Here is a 20522-nt window from a genome sequence, read left to right as displayed (position 1 = left end):
ACCCTGTTCTGCCGGTGCTCGGATGTGGTGGTGGAGCGCGGTGGGCGGCTCTGTGTCTAGCGTTTCCCGCGTGCGGCGCGGAGCCCGTTGAGGATCACCAGGACCTCGGCGATCTCGTGCACGAGGACCACGGCGGCGAGTCCGAGGATGCCGAAGAGGGCGAGCGGGAGCAGTGCGGTGATGATCAGCAGCGAGAGGATGATGTTCTGGTTGATGATGCGCCTGCCGCGGCGGGCGTGGGCGAACGCGCGTGGGAGCAACCGCAAGTCGTGGCCGGTGAAGGCGACGTCGGCGGATTCGATCGCGGCGTCCGAGCCGGTCGCTCCCATGGCGATCCCGATGTCCGCGGCGGCCAGGGCCGGGGCGTCGTTGATGCCGTCGCCGATCATCGCGACCGAGCCGGTCCTGCCGAGTTCGGAGATCGCGGCGGATTTGTCCTCGGGGCGCAGCTCGGCGCGCACGTCCTCGATCCCGGCCTGCGCGGCCAGCGCGTGGGCGGTGCGGGTGTTGTCGCCGGTGAGCATGGTCACCCCGACGCCCTGAGCTGTGAGGGTGCGCACGACCTCGGGGACCTCGGGGCGCAGCTCGTCGCGAACCCCGATCGCGGCGACCGGCACGCCGTCGCGGTGCACGACAACGACCGTCATGCCTTGCTCCTCCAGGTCCGAGACTTGGTCGCGGAGCGTCCCGGGGTCGAGCCAGCGAGGGCTGCCGACGGTGATCTTCGTGCCGTTGAGATGGCCTTCGATGCCGTGCCCGGCCTGCTCGGTTACGTCCTCGGCCGCGGGTGCTTCTGGTGCTGCGGCGGTGATCGCTGCGGCCAGCGGGTGGGTGCTGTGCTGTTCCAGGGCCGCCGCCCAGTGAAGTGCCTGTGCTTCCGTCACGCCGTCCGCTGTGAGCACGGCCGTGACTGTCGGTTCGTTGCGGGTGAGCGTGCCGGTCTTGTCCACGGCGATGTGGTGGATGGTGCCGAAGCGTTCGAAGACGGCGCCGGATTTGATGATCACGCCGAACCGGCTGGCCGAGCCGATCGCGGCAACGACCGTGAGCGGCACGGAGATCGCCAGCGCGCATGGCGACGCGGCGACGAGCACGACGAGGGCGCGGGTGATCCACAGTTCCGGATCGCCGAGCAGCGAGCCGATGAGTGCGACGAGGGCGGCGAGCACGAGCACTCCGGGCACCAGCGGGCGGGCGATCCGGTCCGCGAGACGGGCACGGTCGCCTTTCTCTGCCTGCGCCTGCTCGACGAGCTCGACGATCGTGGTGAGGGAGTTGTCGGTGCCTGCCGCGGTCGTCTCGATCTCCAAGGCTCCGGCGGCGTTGATCGCCCCGGCCGACACCGTGTCGCCGGGCTCGACTTCGACCGGGATCGACTCTCCGGTGATCGCCGAGGTGTCCAGGCTGGAGCGCCCGGACCGGACGATCCCGTCGGTCGCGATCCGTTCACCGGGGCGGACGAGCATGAGTTGCCCGACGGTGAGGTCTTTCGCCGGGATCTCGACCGAGGCGCCGTTACTGCGGACGGTCGCGGTCTCCGGGACGAGTTTGAGTAGCGCCCGCAGTCCGCCGCGGGCACGGTCCATCGCCTTGTCCTCCAGTGCCTCGGCGATCGAGTAGAGGAACGCCAGCGCGGCGGCCTCCTCGACGTAGCCGAGGATCACCGCGCCGACGGCGCTGATCGTCATCAGCAGGCCGATGCCGAGCTTGCGCTTCGTGACGAGGTTCCGGATCGCGCCGGGCGTGAACGTCGATGCGCCCAGCAGCAGGCCGATCCAGAACGCCACCACAGCCGCGATCTCTGCCCCGGCCCACTCCAGGACCAGTCCGGTGCCGAACGCGACGCCGGAGAAGACGGGCACCATGATCCCGCGGTCTCGCCACCACCGGCGCTCTACTTCCTCGGTTTCCGGGGTGGTGGTCGGCTCGTCGCAGCCGCACGCGGCGCTCACGCGCCCGCCCCGAAGCATCCCGGCACGGTGCAGGCCGAGTCCAGGCACGGGGCGCTCTCATCGACGGCCAACGTCACGTCGATGAGCGCTGTCAGCGCCGCGGTCAGGTGCGGGTCCGCGATCTCGTAGCGCGTCTGCCGGCCCTCGGGCTCGGCGACCACGATGCCGCAGTCGCGCAGACACGTCAGATGGTTCGAGACGTTCGAGCGGGTCAGTTCCAGCCCGCGTGAGAGCACCGCCGGGTAGCTCGGGCCGTCCAGCAGGGTCATCAGGATCCGGGAGCGCGTCGGGTCCGCCATCGCCCGGCCGAGCCGGTTCATGACGTCGAGACGCGAAGTAATAGTCAGCATGCACTGACTATACACTGGATGCTGACTCGTTGTCGATCTCTCCCGTGTGTGTCGGGGCGCGTTCGCCTGGGGTGGGTGGTTCGAGGATCGTGGCCGAGTAGCGCAGCGCGGTCTCGATGCCGATGCCGAAGAGGTCGCAGACGCGTCTGACGTCGCCGCCGGTCTGTTCGACCTCGTAGAGAATCCGGTCGGTGCGCAGCGCCTGGGCAGTGACACCGGCTTTCTTCCAGGGGAAGTTCCGGCTGGGCGGTGAGAGACGGGGCGCGGTCTGGATGGTGACGAGCAGGTAGGGATTCTTCGTTTCCGGCCAGCGTTTGGCTCGGTGGTCGAGCCAGGCAGTGAGGCGGACGCGGACCGGCTTCGCGAGCGGGATGGACCGGCCATCGGGCATCCGCAGTCGCCCGTCGATGATGTCGGTGAGCTGGACGTGCTGGACCTGCTGTGTGGTCAGGGCGTGGAAGGCGATGAGTGAGACGGCCAGCGCGATCGCGGGGTCGGGGTTGGTGAGGGCGTCGCGGATCGCGGTGGGTTCCATCGGCAGCGGCATGTTGCGCTTGGGGCCGCGCAGCGGGATCGCTTTCGTCGGGTCGAGGAAGACCAGTTTGCGGCCGCGCAGGATCGTGAACAGGGTGCGGAAGCCGAGCATCATGGTGTGACGGCGCGAGGGATCGTCGGGGAGCATGGCGAGGATGTCCTCGGTGCTGATGCCGACGAGGCTGGTGCGCCCGTCTTCGACCCAGCGGGTGATCGCGGGGAGGATGCCATACATCTGACCCTTGACCGTCATCGTGTCGCGGGGCTGGCGCTGCGGCGGGGTCTTGGAGCCGTCGACCATGATGTCGCGCCAGAGCTCAAGCTGCGATCGCATCGGCTCGGGAAGGGCCTGGGTCTTGCGTGCGAAGAGCTTGGTGAAGGACGGCACCCTATCGTCGATGAGGAGACCTGCGTCTTCGAGGACTTCGATGGTGGAGTTCATCGGTACACCGGATGTTGACGAACCCGTACTACAAGGGCAGCGTGCGCTACCAGGGCGTCACCTATGCCGGAGCGCACGAGGCCATCGTCCCCAACGAGGTGTGGGACCAGGTGCAGACCGTGCTCGGCACGCACCGCTCGGCAGCAGATGCAACGCAAGTCCACGAGCACTACTTGAAGGGGACGGTGTTCTGCGGCCAGTGCGGCTCGCGGCTACTGGTGTGCAACGCCAAGAGCAGCCAGGGCACGATCTACCCGTACTTCGTGTGCGCGAGCAGGCATGGTGGCAGAGGCGACTGCACCCGGCAGGCGATGCTCATCGAGCAGGTCGAACGGCTCATCGAGCGCTTCTATGCCAAGGTGCAGCTCGATCCCGAGACGACGCAGGCGGTCTCGGCGATGATCCATGCCCGGTTCGACGAGATGATGGCCGAAGGAGCCGCCGAACTTGCCGACCTCGCGTCCCGGAGAACCCAACTCGAAGGCGAGCAGCAGAAGTTGCTGCAAGCCCACTACGCCGGAGCCATCCCGCTCGACCTGCTCAAGAAGGAGCAGGACCGGATCACCGCGTCGTTGGAGACCATCGAGCACCGGATCACCGCTCACCACGGCCACTATGCCGACGCGCGGGCGAACCTCGACGACTCGCTGAAACTGCTGTCCAACGCAGCCGACCTCTACGAGCACGCCGACGACGCGAACCGCCGACTGTGCAACCAAGCACTGTTCAGGGCGATCTACATCGACGAGGACAACGACGTGCGCGTCGGCTACCGGAACCCGTATGACGGACTGAGCCTCTCCGGCCTCCACGCCGACGCCCTGAGCTGGGCCGCCGAGGCGAAGAAAATGGGCCAGGCGCGAACCGCGACCAAGGGTGGCCCCTTGGTCGCAAGTTCACACCTGATCCGTTTGGGGTGAGTAACGGGACTTGAACCCGCGACATCCTGGACCACAACCAGGTGCTCTACCAGCTGAGCTATACCCACCACGTCCACACATCACACCGGACGAACCGGCTCGGAGAACTCTACCGATTCCATCGGCTGAAAGCCAATCGGGATTCAGGTGGCGGGGTTGTCCTCAGCGCCTTCTGTTGCCCGATGGCCCAGGTCGGCCGCCACAGCGCCGGTGAGGGCGCCCTGGTGGCGACGGGCGATGGGCTTGAGGTCCTGGGTCGAGGGACCGGGGGCGGGCACGAAGACGGCCTCGCGGTAGTAGCGCAGCTCCTCGATGGACTCCTGGATGTCGGCCAGCGCGCGGTGGTTGCCGGACTTGGCCGGGGAGTTGTAGTAGGCCTTGGGGAACCAGCGGCGCGAGAGCTCCTTGATGGAGGACACGTCGACATTGCGGTAGTGCACCCATCCCTCGAGCTCGGGCATGTCGCGGGCCAGAAACATCCGATCAGTGCCGATGGTGTTGCCGGCCAGAGGCGCCTTGCGGGCTGTGGGCACGTGCTCGCGCACGTAGGTGAGCACTGCCTCCTCCGCCTCGCGCATGGACATCCCGGAGGCCAACTCGTGGAGCAGGCCGGATCTGGTGTGCATCTCGCGGACGAAGTCGTTCATCTGCGCCAGCGCCTCGTCGGTGGGCTTGATGATGACGTCGACGCCCTCGCCCAGCACGTTCAGCTCGGAGTCAGTGACCAGTGCGGCAACCTCGATGAGGGCATCGGCGCCCAGGTCGAGCCCGGTCATCTCACAGTCGATCCAGACGAGCGTTTCGCTGGTGGCACTCACGGGGGACTGGCTCCTTGGATCGTGGAAAAGGCGCGGGCTGCGCGTGATAGACACTACAGCTGCGCTGGGTGCGGTGCGCTCCCGGCAGGACTCGAACCTGCAACCTACGGATTAGAAGGCCGGTGCTCTATCCATTGAGCTACGGGAGCAACGGTGGTCCAGCATATCGCCCCGGCCCGGTTCACCACCCGTTCGCCAGTCCGGCCGTTCGCTAGTCTGGGGCGCATGCTGACCCCCAAGCTCGAACGGCGTGCCCGTGCGCTCAACGGCCTGCCCCGCCGTCGCAGCGGTCCGCTGTGGAAGCGTGTGCTCACCAGTGGCTACACCTGGGGGCTGCTCGCCATCGCGATCCTGAGCCTGCTGGCCCTGGTCGACATGTACGCCATGATGCACCGCGACATCGAGTTGCCGGATGGAAGCATCGCGTATGGCATTCCGCGCGAGATCTTCGTCCAGGCCGCCAAGTGGGCCTGGCCAACGGCCCTGGTCTGGTCAGCCCTGTTCATCTGGCTCGACCGCTTCCGCACGCTCAACATCTCGCTCTACGTCATGGCCTTCCTGTGGGGAGGCTGCCTCTCCACCTGGTTCTCGATGCACGTGAACTCCTGGGCGGGGGAGAGGATGGGGGTCACCGGGCAGGACCCTGACACCGGTGCCCGGGCAGCGATCTTCTCAGCGCCCTTCGTGGAGGAGATCAGCAAGGTCACCATCCTGTTCGGGCTCGCGCTGTTCATCCGGTACCGCCTGGTCAGCAGCCTGCAGCTGATCCCCCTGGCCGGCCTCTCGGCGATCGGTTTCGCCTTCGTGGAGAACATCGTCTACTACGCCCGTGCCTACAACTACGCCACCCAGGTGCCCGGCATTGAGGACCCGATCGGCGAGGTCATGCAGCTGGTGATGTTGCGTGGTGTCTACACCTCCTTCGGCCACCCGCTGTTCACCTCGATGACCGCCTTCGGGCTGGTCGTGGGGCTTCGCCATCGCTCCAAGCTCGTGCGCGTCTGCGCGCCCCTGGCCGGCTTCTGCTTCTCGGCGCTGGGGCACATGATCTTCAACGGCATTGCCTCCACGGTCCCGCTGGAGCAGTCGAAGATCTACTGGTTCATGGCGCTGGGTGTGGTGCTGATGATCCTGATCATGCTGATCGGCCATCTCATCACCGAGATGCGCCGCATCCGTGCTCGACTCACCGACTACGTGCGCACCGGCTGGCTGCTCCCGGACGACCCCAAGACCTATTCGGGCCCCTTCACCCGCCCGAGGCTGGTCTTCATCTCCCTCTTCCAGCCCTCCCGTGTCCCGGCCACCTGGCGGATGATCGGCACCATGACCGAGCTGGCCTACCTGCGTGATGCCATGGTGCGTGGCTTGGTCGACGAGGCCGGCAATGACCGGGCCCGCGACCTGGTCGATGCCATCAACGCAGACCGTGCCGTCGCGGTGACCCGCGCGTCCGAGCCGATCGTGCTGCCCCCGCTGCCGAAGTTCCTGCGTCGCCACCGGACGCCGCAGCTGGCACCGGTGCCGGTCCGCACCCATCGCTGAGTTCCGGCGTCCCGATCACCCCGCTTGCCCCGCGACCTCGGCGCGTCATGCCACGATGGTGGGCGTGTCGACCAAGGAACTTGCCCAGTCACTGCGCGGCTTGCGGGAGCAGCTGGCTGCCGTCCACCTGCCGCTGCCGCTGCCGGGTGCCGAGGGGAGCCAGCGCCTGGCCCGCGACCTCACCAAGCAGCTGGACGACTACATCCTCCCGCGTCTGGACAGCATCGAGGCCCCGCTGCTTTGCGTCGTGGGCGGTTCCACCGGCGCTGGCAAGTCGACCCTGGTCAACTCGCTGATTGGACGCAGGGTGACCACACCCGGTGTGATTCGCCCCACCACCAAGAGCCCAGTGCTGGTCCACCATCCCGATGACGAGCACTGGTTCGATGACGAACGCATCCTGCCCGGCCTGATCAGGGCGAAGGTCCCCTCGGCCGACACGCGTTCCATCCAGCTGGTCGCGGAGGCCTCGTTGCCCAGGGGATTGGCGCTCATCGACGCCCCGGACGTGGACTCGGTGGAGGAGAACAACCGCATCCTGGCGGCCCAGCTGCTGCAGGCCGCAGACCTGTGGCTCTTCGTGACCTCGGCGGCGCGCTATGCCGACGCCGTGCCGTGGGACTACCTGCGGCAGGCCGTGATGCGGCGGGCAGCGGTGGCCGTGGTGCTCAACCGCGTCCCACCCGCGGCAATGAAGGACGTCCCCCCGCATCTGGGCCAGATGATGACCGAGCGCGGCCTGGGGGAGTCCGCCTTGTTCACAGTGCCCGAGACCGCCACCGACGAGCAGGGTTTCCTGCCTGACTCGGCCGTCTCGCCAATCCGCGGCTGGCTGGCCACTCTGGCTGGGGACCAGAGCACCAAGGCTGCCTTGGTCATGCAGACCCTCGAGGGCGCCATCGGCAACCTCGTCCACCAGGCCCCGGCACTGGCCCACGCGGTCGAGGACCAGGACGAGGCCTTGGTCCAGGTCCGCAAGGATGCCCTGGCCTCCTACCAGGAGGCCTCGCGCTCGGTGGCCGTGCAGACCAGCGATGGCACCCTGATGCGGGGCGAGGTGCTGTCCCGCTGGCACGAGTTCGTCGGGACCGGCGAGTTCATGCGTGCCGTGGAGCAGAGGATCAGCTGGCTGCGCGACCGGGTCTGGGGTGCCATCGCCGGCAAGCCACCCGAGGTCGACAACATGAAGGTCGCCGTCGAGAACGGGCTGGAGGCCCTGGTCCGCGAGGAGGCCACCGCTGCCGCCGAACGAGCCGAACTGGCCTGGGCGTCGACCCCGGCAGGGCGTGAACTGTTGCGTCAGCACGCACAGCGCCAGGGCGACGACCTCGCGCGGGCCTCGGCCGAACTCCCCGGCAAGGTCGCACGCATGGTGCGCGACTGGCAGGGGGATGTGATCGAGCTGGTCTCCTCCCAGGGGATGTCCAAGCGCTCTCGGGCTCGACTGCTCGCCTTCGGGGTGAACGGTGCCTCGGTGGCGCTGATGGTGATGGTGTTCGCCCACACCGGCGGCCTCACCGGCGCCGAGATCGGCATCGCTGGCGGTACCTCGGTGGTGGCCCAGCGACTCCTCGAGGCGTTGATGGGTGATGATGCCGTGCGCAAGCTCGCCGAGACGGCCAAGAGCGACCTCGACAAGCGCGTCGATGCGCTGATGATGGAGGAGTTCGCTCGCTACGACCGTGTCCTGGCCGAAGCGGGGGAGCGTGCCGGGAATGCGGCCGCGATCACCGAGGCGGCCGCGTCGGTGGAGGCCTCGCTGGAATCCGGCGGACGTGCGATCGCCAGCGCACAGGAGCAGGCCGCCATCGAGGCCGGGCAGCACTCCCTGCCCACCGCCCAGCAGTCCGCGATCGGGCCGGGCCAGATGGAGGATCACCGTCTGCACCAGCTGGGCGTCCCCCGAACCGACGACGAGGTGTTGGAGGCCGAACTGGTCGAGGAATCCCCGCATGCCTGGCCCGGACAACAGTGGAACGGGCAGGGGGGACGCTGATGAGCCGCCAGCGCCCACTTCCTGAGCGCATCACCGCCCTGCGCGAGGCCACCGATCTGGCCCGGGGACGCAGCGAGGACCAGCTCATCGACCAGACCTCCACCCTGCTGGACAAGGTGGACCGACGTTTGGCCTTCTCGGGCAACCACACCGTGGTGGCCCTGGCGGGGGCGACCGGGTCGGGCAAGTCGTCCACGTTCAATGCGATTGCCGGGGCGCCCTTGGCCGAGCCCGGCGTGAAGCGACCCACCACCTCCAAGGCAATGGCCGCGAGCTTCGGTGGCGCCCCGAGTTCGGAGCTGCTCGACTGGCTCGACGTGCCCCGGCGCCATGAAGTGAGCGAGGTGCCCAAGGGACTCGACGGCCTGGTCCTGCTCGACCTGCCGGACCACGACTCCACCCAGGCCGCGCACCGCATGGAGGTCGATCGGATGGTGCAGCTGGTCGACATGCTGATCTGGGTGGTCGACCCGCAGAAGTATGCGGATGCCGCCCTCCACGACCGCTACCTGGTGCCGATGGCCCACCACTCTGACGTGATGCTCGTACTGCTGAACCAGGTGGACACGTTGGCGCCGGAGCAGGCCGACAACGTGGTGAAGGACCTGCGTCGACTGCTGGACAGCGAAGGCCTGGGCAAGGCGAGGCTGCAGCCCTTCTCCGCGCGGACTGGACAGGGTGTGGCCCAGGTGCGCGAACTGCTCTCGGGCATGGTGCGCGACAAGAAGGTGGCTGCCACCAGGCTCTCCCAGGATGTCGACCACGCGGCAGGATTGCTGGCCGATTCCCTCGGGAAGGAGGCGCCCGGAGCTGTCAGTGAGGCCCGGAGCAGGCAGCTGACCCGTTCACTGGCCGCCGCTGCCGGGGCGCCCGTGGTGGCCGAGGCGGTGATGGGGGCGACTCGCCGTCGCGGCTCGCTGATCACCGGGTGGCCGGCCCTGTCCTGGCTCGCCTCGCTGCGGCCGGACCCCCTGCGTCGGCTGCGTCTCGGGGCCCTCCCGAAGGCCGATCGCAAGCACGAGTTGGAACCTGCGCGCGTCCAGCGCACCGCCCTGCCCCGGGGGCAGGGGGCCTCGAAGGCACGGGTGGATTCGGCGATCCGCGAGGTTTCCGACGAGGTGGCGGCTGGTATGCCGCGTGGCTGGGCGCAGTCGGTGCGACGCGCCTCCCTCACCCATGCCGAGACCCTCCCCGACGACCTGGACCGTGCGGTGGCCACCACTGACCTTGCGATGGATCGCGGCTTCGGCTACTGGCGCTTCATCCAGGTCATCCAGTGGATCCTGTTTGCCTGCGTGCTGGCGGGCCTGGGCTGGTTGGCTGTCGACTTCGCCCTGGCCTACTTCCAGATGCCCCCGCTGCCGACCCGCCGCTACCGCAGCATCCCCCTGCAGACCTGGCTGGTACTCGGTGGCGTGGCGGGCGGGCTGGTGCTGGCAGGGATATCGAGGGTCCTGGTGGAGATCACCGCACGCGCCAAGGGGCGACGCGCCGAACAGGTCCTCCACCGCTCCATCGAGCAGGTGGCCCTGGCCAAGGTGGTCGAACCGGTGAATGCCGAACTCCGACGGCTGCAGCAGGCGCGTAAGGCCATCGCCCGAGCCCGCTGACGGTGTGGTCTGGGATGTTGTCACACCTCAGTCAGGTGTCGTCCCGGGCCAGTGGAGTGTTGTCCATGTGGGCCGAAGTGTTGTCCATTTATCGCAAACACCTGTGATGACTGCATGACCTTGTCGCGAACCGCGCAAGACAAGGAGACCACCATGGACGCATTCGTGAACCTGTCCGGCAATGTCGGTACCGACGTTGAGTACCACCAGGGCGATGGCTGGGCCGTCGCCCGCTTCCGGCTGGCCTGCACCCCACGCATCCTGCGCAATGGGGAGTGGACCGATGGGGAGACCACCTGGATGACGGTACGGACGACCAACCGCACTGCGGGACACGTCCGCGACAGCCTGCGCAAGGGCGACCCGGTCGTCGTCACCGGCCGGCTGCGGACCCAGACCTGGCACACCCCGGACGGGGATCGGGTCGATCGGCTGGTCGTGGAGGCCAGCGCCCTCGGTCACGACCTGACCCGCGGGACCACTGCCTTCATGAAGGCAGAGCCGGTGGAATGGGGAGCGGAGAAGGCATCCACCCCGGTGCCCCCCAATGGCTCGACGACCACCGTGCCGACCAGCCCCACCAGCCCGATGGAGGAGGACGAGGAGACCGAGGCCGTCGAGGAGGACCTGGCCACCGTGTGAGGGATGCCGCGTCCCGCGCCGATGCCGCGAGGTCGGCCCGGCGCGGGGCCCGGGCGGGCTGGCATACTGGCCAGTGCCTGTATCGCCCCCGACAGTCCGCCGACAATGCAGGGGCGCTCCGTCCACGCAAAGGAATCGCATCCTCGATGGCTGAATTCATCTACACCATGCACAACGTCCGCAAGGCCGTTGGCGACAAGGTGATCCTCGACAACGTCACGCTGTCGTTCCTCCCGGGCGCCAAGATCGGCGTCGTCGGCCCCAACGGGGCGGGCAAGTCCACGATGCTGAAGATCATGGCCGGGCTGGACAGGCCCAACAATGGCGAGGCGCAGCTGGCCAAGGGCGCCACCGTCGGCATCCTGCTGCAGGAACCGCCGCTCACCGAGGACAAGACCGTCTGGGAGAACGTGGAGGAGGCCGTTGCCGACACCAAGTCGATGCTGAAGCGCTTCGACGAGATCTCCAACGAGTTCAGCGACCCGGACGCGGACTTCGACGCCCTGATGGAGGAGATGGGCAAGCTCCAAACCGAACTGGACCACCGCAACGCCTGGGATGTCGACGCGCAGCTCGAGCAGGCCATGGAGGCCCTGCGCTGCCCGCCCGGTGACACCCCCGTCAACGTCCTCTCCGGTGGTGAGCGTCGCCGCGTGGCGCTGTGCAAGCTGCTGCTCCAGCAGCCTGACCTGCTGCTCCTCGATGAGCCCACCAACCACCTGGACGCCGAGTCGGTGAACTGGCTGGAGGGCCACCTCAAGAACTACCCCGGCGCCGTCCTGGCCGTGACCCACGACCGGTACTTCCTGGACAACGTGGCCGGCTGGATCTGCGAGATCGACCGCGGACGCCTGCACCCCTACGAGGGCAACTACTCCACCTACCTGGAGACCAAGCGCAAGCGCCTGCAGATCGAGGGCCAGAAGGACGCCAAGCGAGCCAAGATCCTCGAGCGCGAACTCGAGTGGGTCCGCTCCAGCCCGAAGGCCCGCCAGGCGAAGTCCAAGGCCCGCTTGGCGCGCTACGAGGAACTGGCGGCCGAGGCCGAACGCAACCGCAAGATCGACACCGCCGACATCAACATCCCGGCCGGCCCACGCCTCGGTGCCGACGTGCTGGAGGCCAAGAAGCTCACCAAGGGCTTCGGCGACCGCGTCCTGATCGACCAGCTCAGCTTCACCCTGCCCCGCGCCGGCATCGTCGGCGTCATCGGCCCCAACGGAGTGGGCAAGTCCACCCTGTTCAAGATGATTGTGGGCGAGGAGCAGCCCGACAGCGGCGAGCTCAACGTCGGCAAGACCGTCTCGTTCAGCTATGTCGACCAGTCCCGGGCCGGTATCGATGGGGAGAAGAACGTCTGGGAGGTGGTCTCCGACGGGCTGGACTACATCAAGGTGGGCAGCTTCGAGATGCCCTCGCGCGCCTACGTGGCCTCCTTCGGCTTCAAGGGCCCCGACCAGCAGAAGAAGGCCGGCGTCCTCTCCGGTGGTGAGCGCAACCGCCTGAACCTCGCGCTGACCCTGAAGATGGGCGGCAACGTCCTGCTGCTCGACGAGCCCACCAACGACCTGGACGTCGAGACCCTGTCCTCCCTGGAAGACGCCCTGCTCGAGTTCCCGGGCTGTGCTGTGGTCATCTCCCACGACCGCTGGTTCTTGGACCGCACCGCGACCCACATCCTGGCCTGGGAGGGCACCGAGCAGGATGAGTCCAAGTGGTTCTGGTTCGAGGGCAACTTCGCCGACTACGAGGCCAACAAGGTGGAGCGCCTGGGTGCTGAGGCGGCCCGTCCGCACGCCTCCAAGCATCGTCGACTGACCCGCGACTGATCCTCGGCTGATCGAGCCCGCAGATGACAGCACCCCCGATCCCATCCGGATCGGGGGTGCTGTCCTGTGTGGTGATGGCCCGTGTGGTGATCGGGCCCGGGGTCATGCGGCCACAGTGGTCGCCTCGACCCGCGACTCCACGGCGGCAGTGGGTCCCTGATGTGAGGTCTCGCGACGGCGCAGCAGTCGCATTGCGTTGATGATGACGACCAGCACGGACGCCTCGTGGACGAGCATCCCGATGCTCATCGTGACCCCGCCCAGGTAGACGCCGAGGATCAGCAGGGCCACCGTCACCATCGCGATCGCGATGTTGCCCCGCATGACCCGAACCGTTCGTCGTGCCAGCCCCAGGGCATCGGCGAGGCGACCGAATTGATCACCCATCAGGGCGATGTCGGCGGTCTCGACCGCGAGGCCGTTGCGGGCGGCACCCATCGCGATGCCTGCATCGGCGGTGGCGAGTGCGGGGGCGTCGTTCACGCCATCGCCGACCATGGCCACCCGATGTCCTTCGCCCTGCAGGGCACGGATCGCGTCCAGCTTCTCCTCCGGCATCAGTCCGGCACGGACGTCGGTCACACCGACCTGGCGAGCAACCGATCGTGCCACGGATTCGCGGTCCCCGGTCAGCATGACCAGGTTCCTGATTCCCATCCCGCGCAGGCGCTGGAGGGTGGCAGCGGCGTCGGGACGAATGGTGTCTGCGACCGACACGATGCCGGCGATGCGACCGTCCACACCGACGGCCATCGCCGTCTGGCCGTCCTCGCCAGCAGCCGCGACTGCCTTCTCCGCGGCGGAGACGTCCAGGCCGGGGAACTCAGCAGCGAGGAGGGCAGGGCGACCGACCACGACGTGTCGGCCCTGCGTCCTGACGCTGATGCCCTGGCCGGCGACCGGCTGGAACTCGGCCTCTTCGTCGTCGATCGGCAGCCCGGACGCCCGAGCCGCGTCGACGATCGGACCAGCGAGAGGATGACCGCTGCCCACCTCGGCGCTCGCCGCGAAGCGGAGCACGTCCTCGTCAGTGAGTTCGGGATCCAGGGTGGTCACGCCGGTGAGCTGAGGATGACCGTAGGTCAGCGTCCCGGTCTTGTCGAAGGCGATCGTGTCGATGGAGGCTGCGCCCTCGAGGTGTTCCCCGCCCTTGATGAGGACGCCGTCGCGGGCGCCGCGGCCCACACCTGCCACGATGGCGACCGGGATCGAGATCACCAGCGCGCCGGGGCAGCCGATGACCAGCAGGGTGAGCGCCAGCTCGAGGTCGCGGGTGATGAGGCCACTGATGATGGCCAGCAGGATGATGCCGGGCGTGTACCAGGCGGAGAAGCGCTCCATGGCCGTCTGCGTGGCCGCCTTCTCGTCCTGGGCATCCTCGACACGGCGGATGATGCGAGCCAGGGTGGTCTCCCCGCCCACCGCCCTGGCAAGGACACGCAGGTGCCCGCTGGACTGGACCGTTCCGGCATAGACGTCCTCGCCGGCGGACTTGGTGACAGGCAGGGACTCGCCCGTGATGTTCGCCTCGCTGACGAAGGCCTCGCCGGAGAGGACCTTCCCGTCGACCGGCACCACCGCGCCGGCCTTGACGATAACGGTCTCGCCGGGGAGCACCTCGCCTGCGAGCACGTCGACCTCCTGCCCGTCCCGGAGGACGAGGGCCCGGTCAGGGGCGGAATCCACCAGGTCGGACAGGGCCTTCCGCGTCTTGGCGAGGGTCACCTCCTCCAGCGCATGGCCGATCGCGAACAAGGTGGTGACCGCAGCCGCCTCCCAGTAGTTGCGCAGGAAGACCGCGCCGATGGCAGCAATCGTGACGAGCAGGTCGATGCCGATGGAGCGCTGCCGCAGGGCCCGCACCGCACCGTGGGCGATGCGAGCGCCTGCGACCAGTGCGGCGGCGACCATCAGGATGTCGCCGGTCAGCGTCCAGTCCAGGGTGCTGGCCAGGAAGGACAGCAGGATCAGCCCGGAGGCCGTCGCCGAGACCGTCCAGCGCGAATGGGCCAGCCGTTCCCAGAGGTTCCTCGTGGAAGGTGTGGTGGTCATGGTGAGTGCCTCCTCGTGATCGCTGACAGCCTCAGAACGCAGCCGGCGTGGACTCGTAGCCGACCCTGCGGACGGCCTCGACCAGGGCCTGGACGCTCACACGATCGTCGTGGTCGACCTCGATGCGTGCGCTGGCGAACTTCACTTCGGCCTTCTGCACACCCTCGATGCGCATCAGGGCCTTCTCGATCTTCGAGACGCAGGAGGGGCAGGAGAACCCCTGGGCGCGAAGGGTGGTGTGGGTGGTGGTCGTGGTGTTCATCGGTCTTTCCTTTCGTGGGTTCGGGGCCTGGTTGCCTCCGATGTGGACCACGGTAGGAATTCGCGTGCGGTGGCGCCTTGACGTGCATCAAGGGCTCGACCAGGGGTGCAGCGGCACAATGGGGCCATGACTGGAGTTGATCGATGCGTGGCGCAGGTGCCGATTTTCGGGCGGCTGGGTGACGCGGCGCAGGACCAGGTCGCGTCCTTCGCGCGCCCCCGCGAGCTGGATCGCGGTAAGACCCTCTACCGACAGGGGGACGCGGTCGCCCAGCTGTTCATCATCCACCGGGGCACGGCCAAGATGACGCGCCTCCGGGCCGATGGCCAGGAACGCCTGGTGCGCTCGTTGGAGCCGGGCCAGGTGGTGGGGGAGCATGCCTTCCTCAACGGAACTGCACCTGATCACACGATCACGGCGACCTCTCCGCTCCGGGCCTGTGTCTTCGACCATCGGGACATGGTCGGTCTCACGGCTCGGCACCCGGGGATCGCGTTCGCGATGCTGCAGGAACTGAGCCGTCGCCTGTCCGACGCCGAGCACCGGCTGACCGCCATGACGACCAGCGATGTCGGCGCGCGAGTGGCTGACTACCTGCTCACCCTTCCCGCCGGCGGTGGCAGCGAGGATCTGGCCGTGGAGTTGCCGATGAGCAAGCGCGATGTGGCGTCCTACCTGGGCACGACCCCGGAATCGCTCAGCAGGGCACTCGCGAAGCTTGAGCGCGACGGGCTGGTGACGATCGATCGAGCCCGCATCGGCCTGCGTGACCTCGACGCGCTGGAAGCACGCGCAGGTTCCGCCGGGCCCGTCTGAGGGGACCGGGGGAGCCGGTCAGGTGGTCTGGGCGAACACGCCCTTGCGCTGCCAGCGCTGCCAGGTGACCCCACGGCCGGTGGCGAGGCGCTTGAGGCTGCGCACCAGGGCAGTGAACTCCACGGCGTCCACCAGGTAGAACAGCACCCACGCGAAGGGGGCCACCAGCAGCAGGTTGGCGTTCTCACGTCGACGGCAGTCGGTCAGCACTTGGAAGACCACCAGCAGAGTGGTCAACATGACGTAGACGACTCCCGGCAGCAGGTCGTGGGTGACCAGCGCGTACCCCCACATCAGGCTGATCGCCAGCGGTTCCAGGAGCAGGAGGAACTCCAGAGGAGGGCCACCGGCAGGACGAGCATGGTCAGCCATGCCTTCTGTGGCCTGCGGGTGCTGAAGAAGAGGTGCCGGTACTGCAGGAAGGTCAGGAAGCGGCCGTACTTCCAGCGCAGCCGCTGCCGGGCGAAGGCCTTCCACTCGGTGGGTCCCTCGGTGTGGATGACCGCGTCGGGGGCATAGGAGATCCGGTGACCGGCGTCCTGGATGCGCGTGGACATTTCGATGTCCTCGGTGATGTTGCGCTCATCGAAGACGGTGCGGTCCTTCGTGCGGGGCAGGGTGTCGAAGACGCGGCGCCGGTAGGCGGCTGCGGCGCCCCCCACGATGTACATCGACCCCATCAGGGCATCGGCCTTCTTGAACCAGAAGCCGTACATGTACTCCAGCTGCTGGACCAGCCCGATGATGCCCACGGCGTTGCCGATCTTGACGTTGCCAGAGACCGACATGACCGTGGGGTCCTCGAACTGGCGGGCGAAGTGGGTGAGCGCATCGGGGGCCATGACGCTGTCGGCGTCGGTGGTGATGACCAGCTCACCGCTGGCGAGCTCGAGCGCCCGGTTCATGGCGGACGCCTTGCCGCCGTTGGGCTTGCGTTCGTACACGAGACGCGCAGGGTGCCCCGAGGCCTGGTGCTCGGCGACCAGCGCGCGCATCACCTCGTCGGTGCGGTCGGTGGAGCCGTCATTGATGACGACCACCTCGAAATCGGGGTAGCGCGAGTCGAGGATGCAGCGTCGAGGACGCCGCGACGCGACGCTCGGGCGAGGGCGCGCTGACGCTGCCGCCGGCGGGTGGCCATCACAGCCGGGAAGAAGGGTGCCACCAGAATCTGGATGCCGTATTTCACCAAACCGGGAAGGAAGAGGAGGCCAAGCACGATCCGCCACTGAGCGGGCGGGGCATCGGTCGTCAACCGGAGATTAACTCCGGTTGTTGACTGGAGGGAAAACGGAAGATGAACCTGGAGCTGAGATTGTGGGACGATTGCCCCAGCAAGTGAGGTAAATCCCACATGTTTCGGCGGTCTGCGGCCCGGGGGTGGATCAGCCCTCGTCGGGCATCTCGAGCTCGCCCAGGTCGGACCAGTCGTCCTGGGGAATCTCGTAGCTGATGACCTTGGGGCGGGTGTTGACGTACTGGCCCTGTTCCTTCATCGCCTTCGTGAAGTGGGCGGACTCCACGTGCGCCTTGCCCGCCTCGCCGTCCTTGTAGGCCTCGATGAGGATGTACTCGTTGGGGTTGTCAACGCTGCGCGACCAGTCGAACCACAAACAGCCGGGTTCGGCGCGGCAGGCTTCGGTGAACTCACGGGTGAGGTCCATGAACTGGTCGGCATACTCGGGCTTGACGTCCCATTTGACGGTGATGGTGATCATGGGCCCAGCCTGTCATGGTCCTCATCGCTCGGCTGAGGATCCAGCAGTCCGGCAGCCTTGTCTGCCTCGAGTTCACGCTGGTTCTGCTCCGCCTGTCGCTTGGCGAGGACGGCCACGAGCCAGACCAGGCCGAGCGCAGGGGCGGTGGCCACCACGATCAGGACGGCCGTCACGGTGGGGCTCATCGGCGCACTCCTTCTCCGGGATCGGGCGACAGGTGGGTGGCGAGCAGTTGCGCCAGGGACATTGCGTCGCGGCCCTCGAGGTCGGAGACCTGCTTGCGGCAGCTGAAGCCGTCTGCCAGCACGACCGCCTCGGGATGCTCTCGGAGCGCGGGGAGCAGGGTGTGTTCCGCGACCGCCACGGAGGTTTCGTAGTGGCCGATCTCGACACCGAAGTTTCCTGCCAGACCGCAGCAACCACCCAGGGTCACCACCTCGGCTCCAGTCGCTGCCAGCAGTGTCGCGTCGGCCTGCCAGCCCAGGATCGCGGCGTGGTGGCAGTGGGGCTGGGCCACGATCGTGTGTCCGCTCAGGTCCGGTGCCTTCCAGTCGGGGTCGGACGCCAGGAGCTCGGCGAGGGTCCTGATCGCTGCCGCGACCACGGGGACGCGGGGATCGTCCTCGAGCAGCTCGCCGGCATCGGAACGCCACACCGCCAGGCAGGAGGGCTCCATGCCCACGATGGGGGTTCCGGACTCGGCGATGGGCGCGAGCACGTCGAGGGCCTTCCGAAGCTGCACCCTGGCACCGTCGAGCTGGCCGGTGGTGATCCAGGTCAGCCCGCAGCAGGCGTCCTGTTGCAGCACCCGGGGCGCCCACCCGGCACGCTCGAGCACCCGCACCAGACTGGCCAGTTGCGAACCGGCGAAGGCATCGTCGAAGGAGTCCACCCAGATCACCACCGGCCTGCCCCGGGGTGACGTGTGGCGGGCGAAACCGCGACGGGCCGAACGCCCGCGGCGGAATCGCGGCAGCGGTCGACGTCGGTCGACGCCGGCCATCCACGTGGCCGCCCGCGAGAGCCCCGGGACCCGCAGTGTGGCGTTGACCACCCCGCCCAGGCCGGGGACGCGCCCCACCAGGCGCCCCCAGCGTGGCAGCCAGCCCAGGGCGTAGTGGGAGCGGGGACGCAGTCGTCCCTGATAGGTCTCGTGCAGGACACGTGACTTGTAGGCGGCCATGTCGATACCGGTGGGGCAGTCGCGAGCGCAACCCTTGCAGGACAGGCACAGGTCGAGGGCCTCGTGCACCTCGGGGGAGCGCCAGCCCTCGCTGATCAGGGAGCCGTTGACCATCTCCTGCAGGACGCGAGCGCGACCGCGGGTGGAGTCCTTCTCCTCCCGGGTGGCCTGGAAGCTGGGGCACATCACCTGGCCGCCGGCCATCCCGTCGGCGAGGCATTTGCCGACCCCGGAGCACTGGTGCACCGCCTCGACGAAGTGGGGGTCGTTGAGCCGCAGTGGTGAGGTGACGGTGGCAGCGACGCGGATGTCGGCCTCGACCGGGCGGGGATCGACCAACACGCCGGGGTTGAGCAGGTTCTGGGGGTCGAAGACCTGCTTGACCTGGCCGAAGAGGTCGATGGCCTCGGGGGAGAAGAGTCGCGGCAGCAGCGCCGAGCGGGCACGTCCGTCACCGTGCTCACCCGACATGGACCCGCCCAGGGAGGCGACCAGGTCAGCCACCTCCTCCACGAAGGCCCGGTAGCGCTCCGGGCCGTCTGATTCGTCGAGGGGGAAGTCGATGCGGCAGTGGACGCAGCCGTCACCGAAGTGGCCGTAGGGCAGCCCCTCCAAGCCGTGGCGGGCCATGATGGCGTCGAATTCGCGCAGGTAGGTGCCGAGCTTGGCCACCGGCACCGAGGCGTCCTCCCACCCCGGGTAGGCGGGGCGCTCGAGGCTGACGCCGGCCAGGCCCGCGCCGTCCGAGCGGATCTTCCACAGCGCCTTCACGACGGCGGGATCGTCGACCAACCAGGCTTCCAGGGCGGCGGAGGCGAGTTTCATGCCCTCGGCCCGGGCGCGGACCTCGTCAGCGTCCTCACCGACGAGCTCGACGAAGACCCAGCCGTCGCCGGCGGGTAGGTCGGGGACGGCAGCGGGGCCGAACTTGCGGGCCACGACGTCGACGATGCGCCGGTCCATCCCCTCGGCCGCGACCGGGCCGAAGGCCGTCAACCGCGCCATGTCATCGGCGGCCTCGGCCATGGTCGGGTACCCCAGTGCCACCATCTGTTTCACCGGAGCATCCGCGACCAGTCGTACGGTGGCGCGGGTGATGATGCCGAGCGTCCCCTCGGTACCGGCCATGAAACGAGCCAGGTCGAACTTCTTCTCCGGCAGCAGCCAGTCCAGCGCATAGCCGGAGCCAAGACGGCTGAAGGTGCCCAGTTCCGTGCGGATGAGGCCGAGATTGGCCGCCACCAGGCCCTCGAGGGGGCGCAGGCTGTGGGGGCATTCTGCCCGCTCGCGATGTGCTGCCTCTGCGGCAGCAGATGGCGAGCGCAGGATCACCAGGTCCCCGGTACCGGTCAGGACCTCCAGTTCGACGATGTTGTCGCTGGTACGTCCGTAGCCCAGCGCGCGGGGGCCGCAGGCGTTGTTGGCGATCATTCCGCCGATGGTGCAGCGCGAGGAGCTCGAGGGGTCGGGTCCGAAGCGCAATCCATGGGGGGCGGTGTGACGCTGCAGCACTTCCTGCACCACGCCGGGTTCGACGGTGGCCGTCCGGGCGACGGGGTCAACCTCGAGGACGCGGTTGAGGTGGCGCGAGACGTCAATCACCAGCCCCGGCCCGATCGCATTGCCCGCGCACGAGGTTCCTGCCCCGCGCAGGGTGATGGGGACGCCGGCGGCCAGGGCGGCACGCGAGATCTCCACGAGCTCCTCGCGGGTGCGGGGGAAGGTGACGCCCTCGGGGACCACGCGGTAGATCGACGCGTCGCTGGAGAACATGCCCCGGGTGAGGCTGCTGGCGTCCACCCCGAACCGCTCGAACAGTGCAGCAGTCGGCGCGGGAACCCTCACATCACTCA

At 68.2% G+C, this 20522-nt stretch carries 18 protein-coding genes and 2 tRNA genes; 7 read left to right on the top strand and 13 right to left on the bottom strand.

From position 1 onward, the window contains the following. Nucleotides 1-56: 56 nt before the first annotated feature. From M3G03_RS09650 to M3G03_RS09640, 3 genes are read right to left on the bottom strand one after another with little or no spacing between them, the layout of a single operon-like run. Nucleotides 57-1952, bottom strand: a complete 1896-nt coding sequence (locus M3G03_RS09650) for a cation-translocating P-type ATPase (protein WP_259809488.1) — start codon at nucleotides 1950-1952, stop codon at nucleotides 57-59. Then, entirely contained in the window at nucleotides 1949-2302 is a 354-nt protein-coding gene (locus tag M3G03_RS09645; RefSeq protein WP_142113285.1) for a helix-turn-helix transcriptional regulator, read from the bottom strand. The genes M3G03_RS09650 and M3G03_RS09645 overlap by 4 nt, the downstream gene beginning before the upstream one ends. 7 nt (nucleotides 2303-2309) lie before the next feature. After that, entirely contained in the window at nucleotides 2310-3278 is a 969-nt protein-coding gene (locus M3G03_RS09640; RefSeq protein ID WP_259809487.1) for a hypothetical protein, read from the bottom strand. Between the two features lie 11 nt (nucleotides 3279-3289). Between M3G03_RS09640 and M3G03_RS09635 the strand changes: the two genes are divergently transcribed. Continuing rightward, on the top strand, nucleotides 3290-4198 hold the full coding sequence (locus M3G03_RS09635) for a recombinase family protein (RefSeq protein ID WP_259809486.1): 909 nt from the start codon (nucleotides 3290-3292) through the stop codon (nucleotides 4196-4198). Here the strand turns inward: M3G03_RS09635 and M3G03_RS09630 are convergent. The 3 genes from M3G03_RS09630 to M3G03_RS09620 form a co-directional block, all read right to left on the bottom strand. Further along, nucleotides 4191-4266, bottom strand: a tRNA-His gene (locus tag M3G03_RS09630). The two genes, M3G03_RS09635 and M3G03_RS09630, sit on opposite strands and share 8 nt — an antisense overlap. A 75-nt stretch (nucleotides 4267-4341) precedes the next feature. Further along, nucleotides 4342-5016, bottom strand: coding sequence for an oligoribonuclease (orn, locus tag M3G03_RS09625; RefSeq protein ID WP_259809485.1), 675 nt, complete (start codon nucleotides 5014-5016; stop codon nucleotides 4342-4344). 76 nt (nucleotides 5017-5092) lie between these two features. Beyond that, nucleotides 5093-5165: transfer RNA gene (locus tag M3G03_RS09620), tRNA-Arg, on the bottom strand. 76 nt (nucleotides 5166-5241) lie between these two features. On the opposite strand from M3G03_RS09620, the gene M3G03_RS09615 reads away from it, so the two are divergent. The 5 genes from M3G03_RS09615 to ettA all read left to right on the top strand — a co-directional run bounded on the left by M3G03_RS09615 (nucleotide 5242) and on the right by ettA (nucleotide 12638). Beyond that, on the top strand, nucleotides 5242-6561 hold the full coding sequence (locus M3G03_RS09615; RefSeq protein ID WP_259809484.1) for a PrsW family intramembrane metalloprotease: 1320 nt from the start codon (nucleotides 5242-5244) through the stop codon (nucleotides 6559-6561). A 64-nt stretch (nucleotides 6562-6625) separates the two neighbouring features. Next, complete coding sequence (locus M3G03_RS09610) at nucleotides 6626-8557, top strand: dynamin family protein (RefSeq protein ID WP_259809483.1); 1932 nt, start codon at nucleotides 6626-6628, stop codon at nucleotides 8555-8557. Beyond that, complete coding sequence (locus tag M3G03_RS09605) at nucleotides 8557-10167, top strand: GTPase (RefSeq protein WP_259809482.1); 1611 nt, start codon at nucleotides 8557-8559, stop codon at nucleotides 10165-10167. Before M3G03_RS09610 ends, M3G03_RS09605 begins: the two co-directional genes overlap by 1 nt. 153 nt (nucleotides 10168-10320) lie before the next feature. Next, complete coding sequence (locus M3G03_RS09600) at nucleotides 10321-10809, top strand: single-stranded DNA-binding protein (protein WP_259809481.1); 489 nt, start codon at nucleotides 10321-10323, stop codon at nucleotides 10807-10809. Nucleotides 10810-10955: 146 nt separating this feature from the next. Further along, nucleotides 10956-12638 (top strand): energy-dependent translational throttle protein EttA, encoded by a 1683-nt coding sequence (gene ettA, locus M3G03_RS09595; RefSeq protein ID WP_259809480.1) that lies wholly within the window; start codon nucleotides 10956-10958, stop codon nucleotides 12636-12638. 102 nt (nucleotides 12639-12740) lie between these two features. Here the strand turns inward: ettA and M3G03_RS09590 are convergent, their stop codons facing one another. Next, on the bottom strand, nucleotides 12741-14690 hold the full coding sequence (locus M3G03_RS09590) for a cation-translocating P-type ATPase (protein ID WP_259809479.1): 1950 nt from the start codon (nucleotides 14688-14690) through the stop codon (nucleotides 12741-12743). A gap of 31 nt (nucleotides 14691-14721) precedes the next feature. Then, the gene (locus M3G03_RS09585) at nucleotides 14722-14952 is read right to left on the bottom strand and encodes a heavy-metal-associated domain-containing protein (RefSeq protein WP_259809478.1); all 231 of its coding nucleotides are present in this window, start codon (nucleotides 14950-14952) and stop codon (nucleotides 14722-14724) included. Between the two features lie 126 nt (nucleotides 14953-15078). Between M3G03_RS09585 and M3G03_RS09580 the strand changes: the two genes are divergently transcribed. Continuing rightward, nucleotides 15079-15768, top strand: coding sequence for a Crp/Fnr family transcriptional regulator (locus tag M3G03_RS09580; protein WP_259809477.1), 690 nt, complete (start codon nucleotides 15079-15081; stop codon nucleotides 15766-15768). Between the two features lie 18 nt (nucleotides 15769-15786). On the opposite strand, the gene M3G03_RS09575 is transcribed toward M3G03_RS09580, so the two are convergent. The 5 genes from M3G03_RS09575 to M3G03_RS09555 form a co-directional block, all read right to left on the bottom strand. Continuing rightward, nucleotides 15787-16140, bottom strand: coding sequence for a hypothetical protein (locus M3G03_RS09575; RefSeq protein ID WP_259809476.1), 354 nt, complete (start codon nucleotides 16138-16140; stop codon nucleotides 15787-15789). After that, nucleotides 16062-16997, bottom strand: a complete 936-nt coding sequence (locus M3G03_RS09570) for a glycosyltransferase family 2 protein (RefSeq protein WP_259809475.1) — start codon at nucleotides 16995-16997, stop codon at nucleotides 16062-16064. Before M3G03_RS09570 ends, M3G03_RS09575 begins: the two co-directional genes overlap by 79 nt. A 156-nt stretch (nucleotides 16998-17153) precedes the next feature. Beyond that, the gene (locus tag M3G03_RS09565; protein WP_259809474.1) at nucleotides 17154-17486 is read right to left on the bottom strand and encodes a putative quinol monooxygenase; all 333 of its coding nucleotides are present in this window, start codon (nucleotides 17484-17486) and stop codon (nucleotides 17154-17156) included. Beyond that, nucleotides 17483-17671 carry a hypothetical protein gene (locus tag M3G03_RS09560; RefSeq protein ID WP_259809473.1) on the bottom strand — a complete coding sequence of 63 codons (189 nt, stop codon included), beginning with the start codon at nucleotides 17669-17671 and terminating at the stop codon, nucleotides 17483-17485. The genes M3G03_RS09565 and M3G03_RS09560 overlap by 4 nt, the downstream gene beginning before the upstream one ends. Further along, nucleotides 17668-20442: an FAD-binding and (Fe-S)-binding domain-containing protein gene (locus tag M3G03_RS09555; RefSeq protein WP_259809535.1), complete on the bottom strand. Its 2775-nt coding sequence runs from the start codon at nucleotides 20440-20442 to the stop codon at nucleotides 17668-17670. The genes M3G03_RS09560 and M3G03_RS09555 overlap by 4 nt, the downstream gene beginning before the upstream one ends. Nucleotides 20443-20522: the final 80 nt, after the last annotated feature.

The sequence above is a fragment of the Aestuariimicrobium sp. p3-SID1156 genome (genome assembly GCF_025144225.1).
Taxonomy (GTDB): domain Bacteria; phylum Actinomycetota; class Actinomycetes; order Propionibacteriales; family Propionibacteriaceae; genus Aestuariimicrobium.
This window is presented reverse-complemented; position numbering and strand designations above follow the sequence as displayed.

Coding starts and splice junctions, on each gene's coding strand:
- M3G03_RS09635 (WP_259809486.1), top strand. CDS start 3,290: ATGTTGACGAACCCGTACTACAAGGGCAGCGTGCGCTACCAGGGCGTC.
- M3G03_RS09645 (WP_142113285.1), bottom strand. CDS start 2,302: ATGCTGACTATTACTTCGCGTCTCGACGTCATGAACCGGCTCGGCCGG.
- M3G03_RS09590 (WP_259809479.1), bottom strand. CDS start 14,690: ATGACCACCACACCTTCCACGAGGAACCTCTGGGAACGGCTGGCCCAT.
- M3G03_RS09560 (WP_259809473.1), bottom strand. CDS start 17,671: ATGAGCCCCACCGTGACGGCCGTCCTGATCGTGGTGGCCACCGCCCCT.
- M3G03_RS09585 (WP_259809478.1), bottom strand. CDS start 14,952: ATGAACACCACGACCACCACCCACACCACCCTTCGCGCCCAGGGGTTC.
- M3G03_RS09600 (WP_259809481.1), top strand. CDS start 10,321: ATGGACGCATTCGTGAACCTGTCCGGCAATGTCGGTACCGACGTTGAG.
- M3G03_RS09580 (WP_259809477.1), top strand. CDS start 15,079: ATGACTGGAGTTGATCGATGCGTGGCGCAGGTGCCGATTTTCGGGCGG.
- M3G03_RS09565 (WP_259809474.1), bottom strand. CDS start 17,486: ATGATCACCATCACCGTCAAATGGGACGTCAAGCCCGAGTATGCCGAC.
- M3G03_RS09555 (WP_259809535.1), bottom strand. CDS start 20,442: ATGTTCTCCAGCGACGCGTCGATCTACCGCGTGGTCCCCGAGGGCGTC.
- ettA (WP_259809480.1), top strand. CDS start 10,956: ATGGCTGAATTCATCTACACCATGCACAACGTCCGCAAGGCCGTTGGC.
- M3G03_RS09575 (WP_259809476.1), bottom strand. CDS start 16,140: ATGGCTGACCATGCTCGTCCTGCCGGTGGCCCTCCTCTGGAGTTCCTC.
- M3G03_RS09615 (WP_259809484.1), top strand. CDS start 5,242: ATGCTGACCCCCAAGCTCGAACGGCGTGCCCGTGCGCTCAACGGCCTG.
- M3G03_RS09640 (WP_259809487.1), bottom strand. CDS start 3,278: ATGAACTCCACCATCGAAGTCCTCGAAGACGCAGGTCTCCTCATCGAC.
- M3G03_RS09605 (WP_259809482.1), top strand. CDS start 8,557: ATGAGCCGCCAGCGCCCACTTCCTGAGCGCATCACCGCCCTGCGCGAG.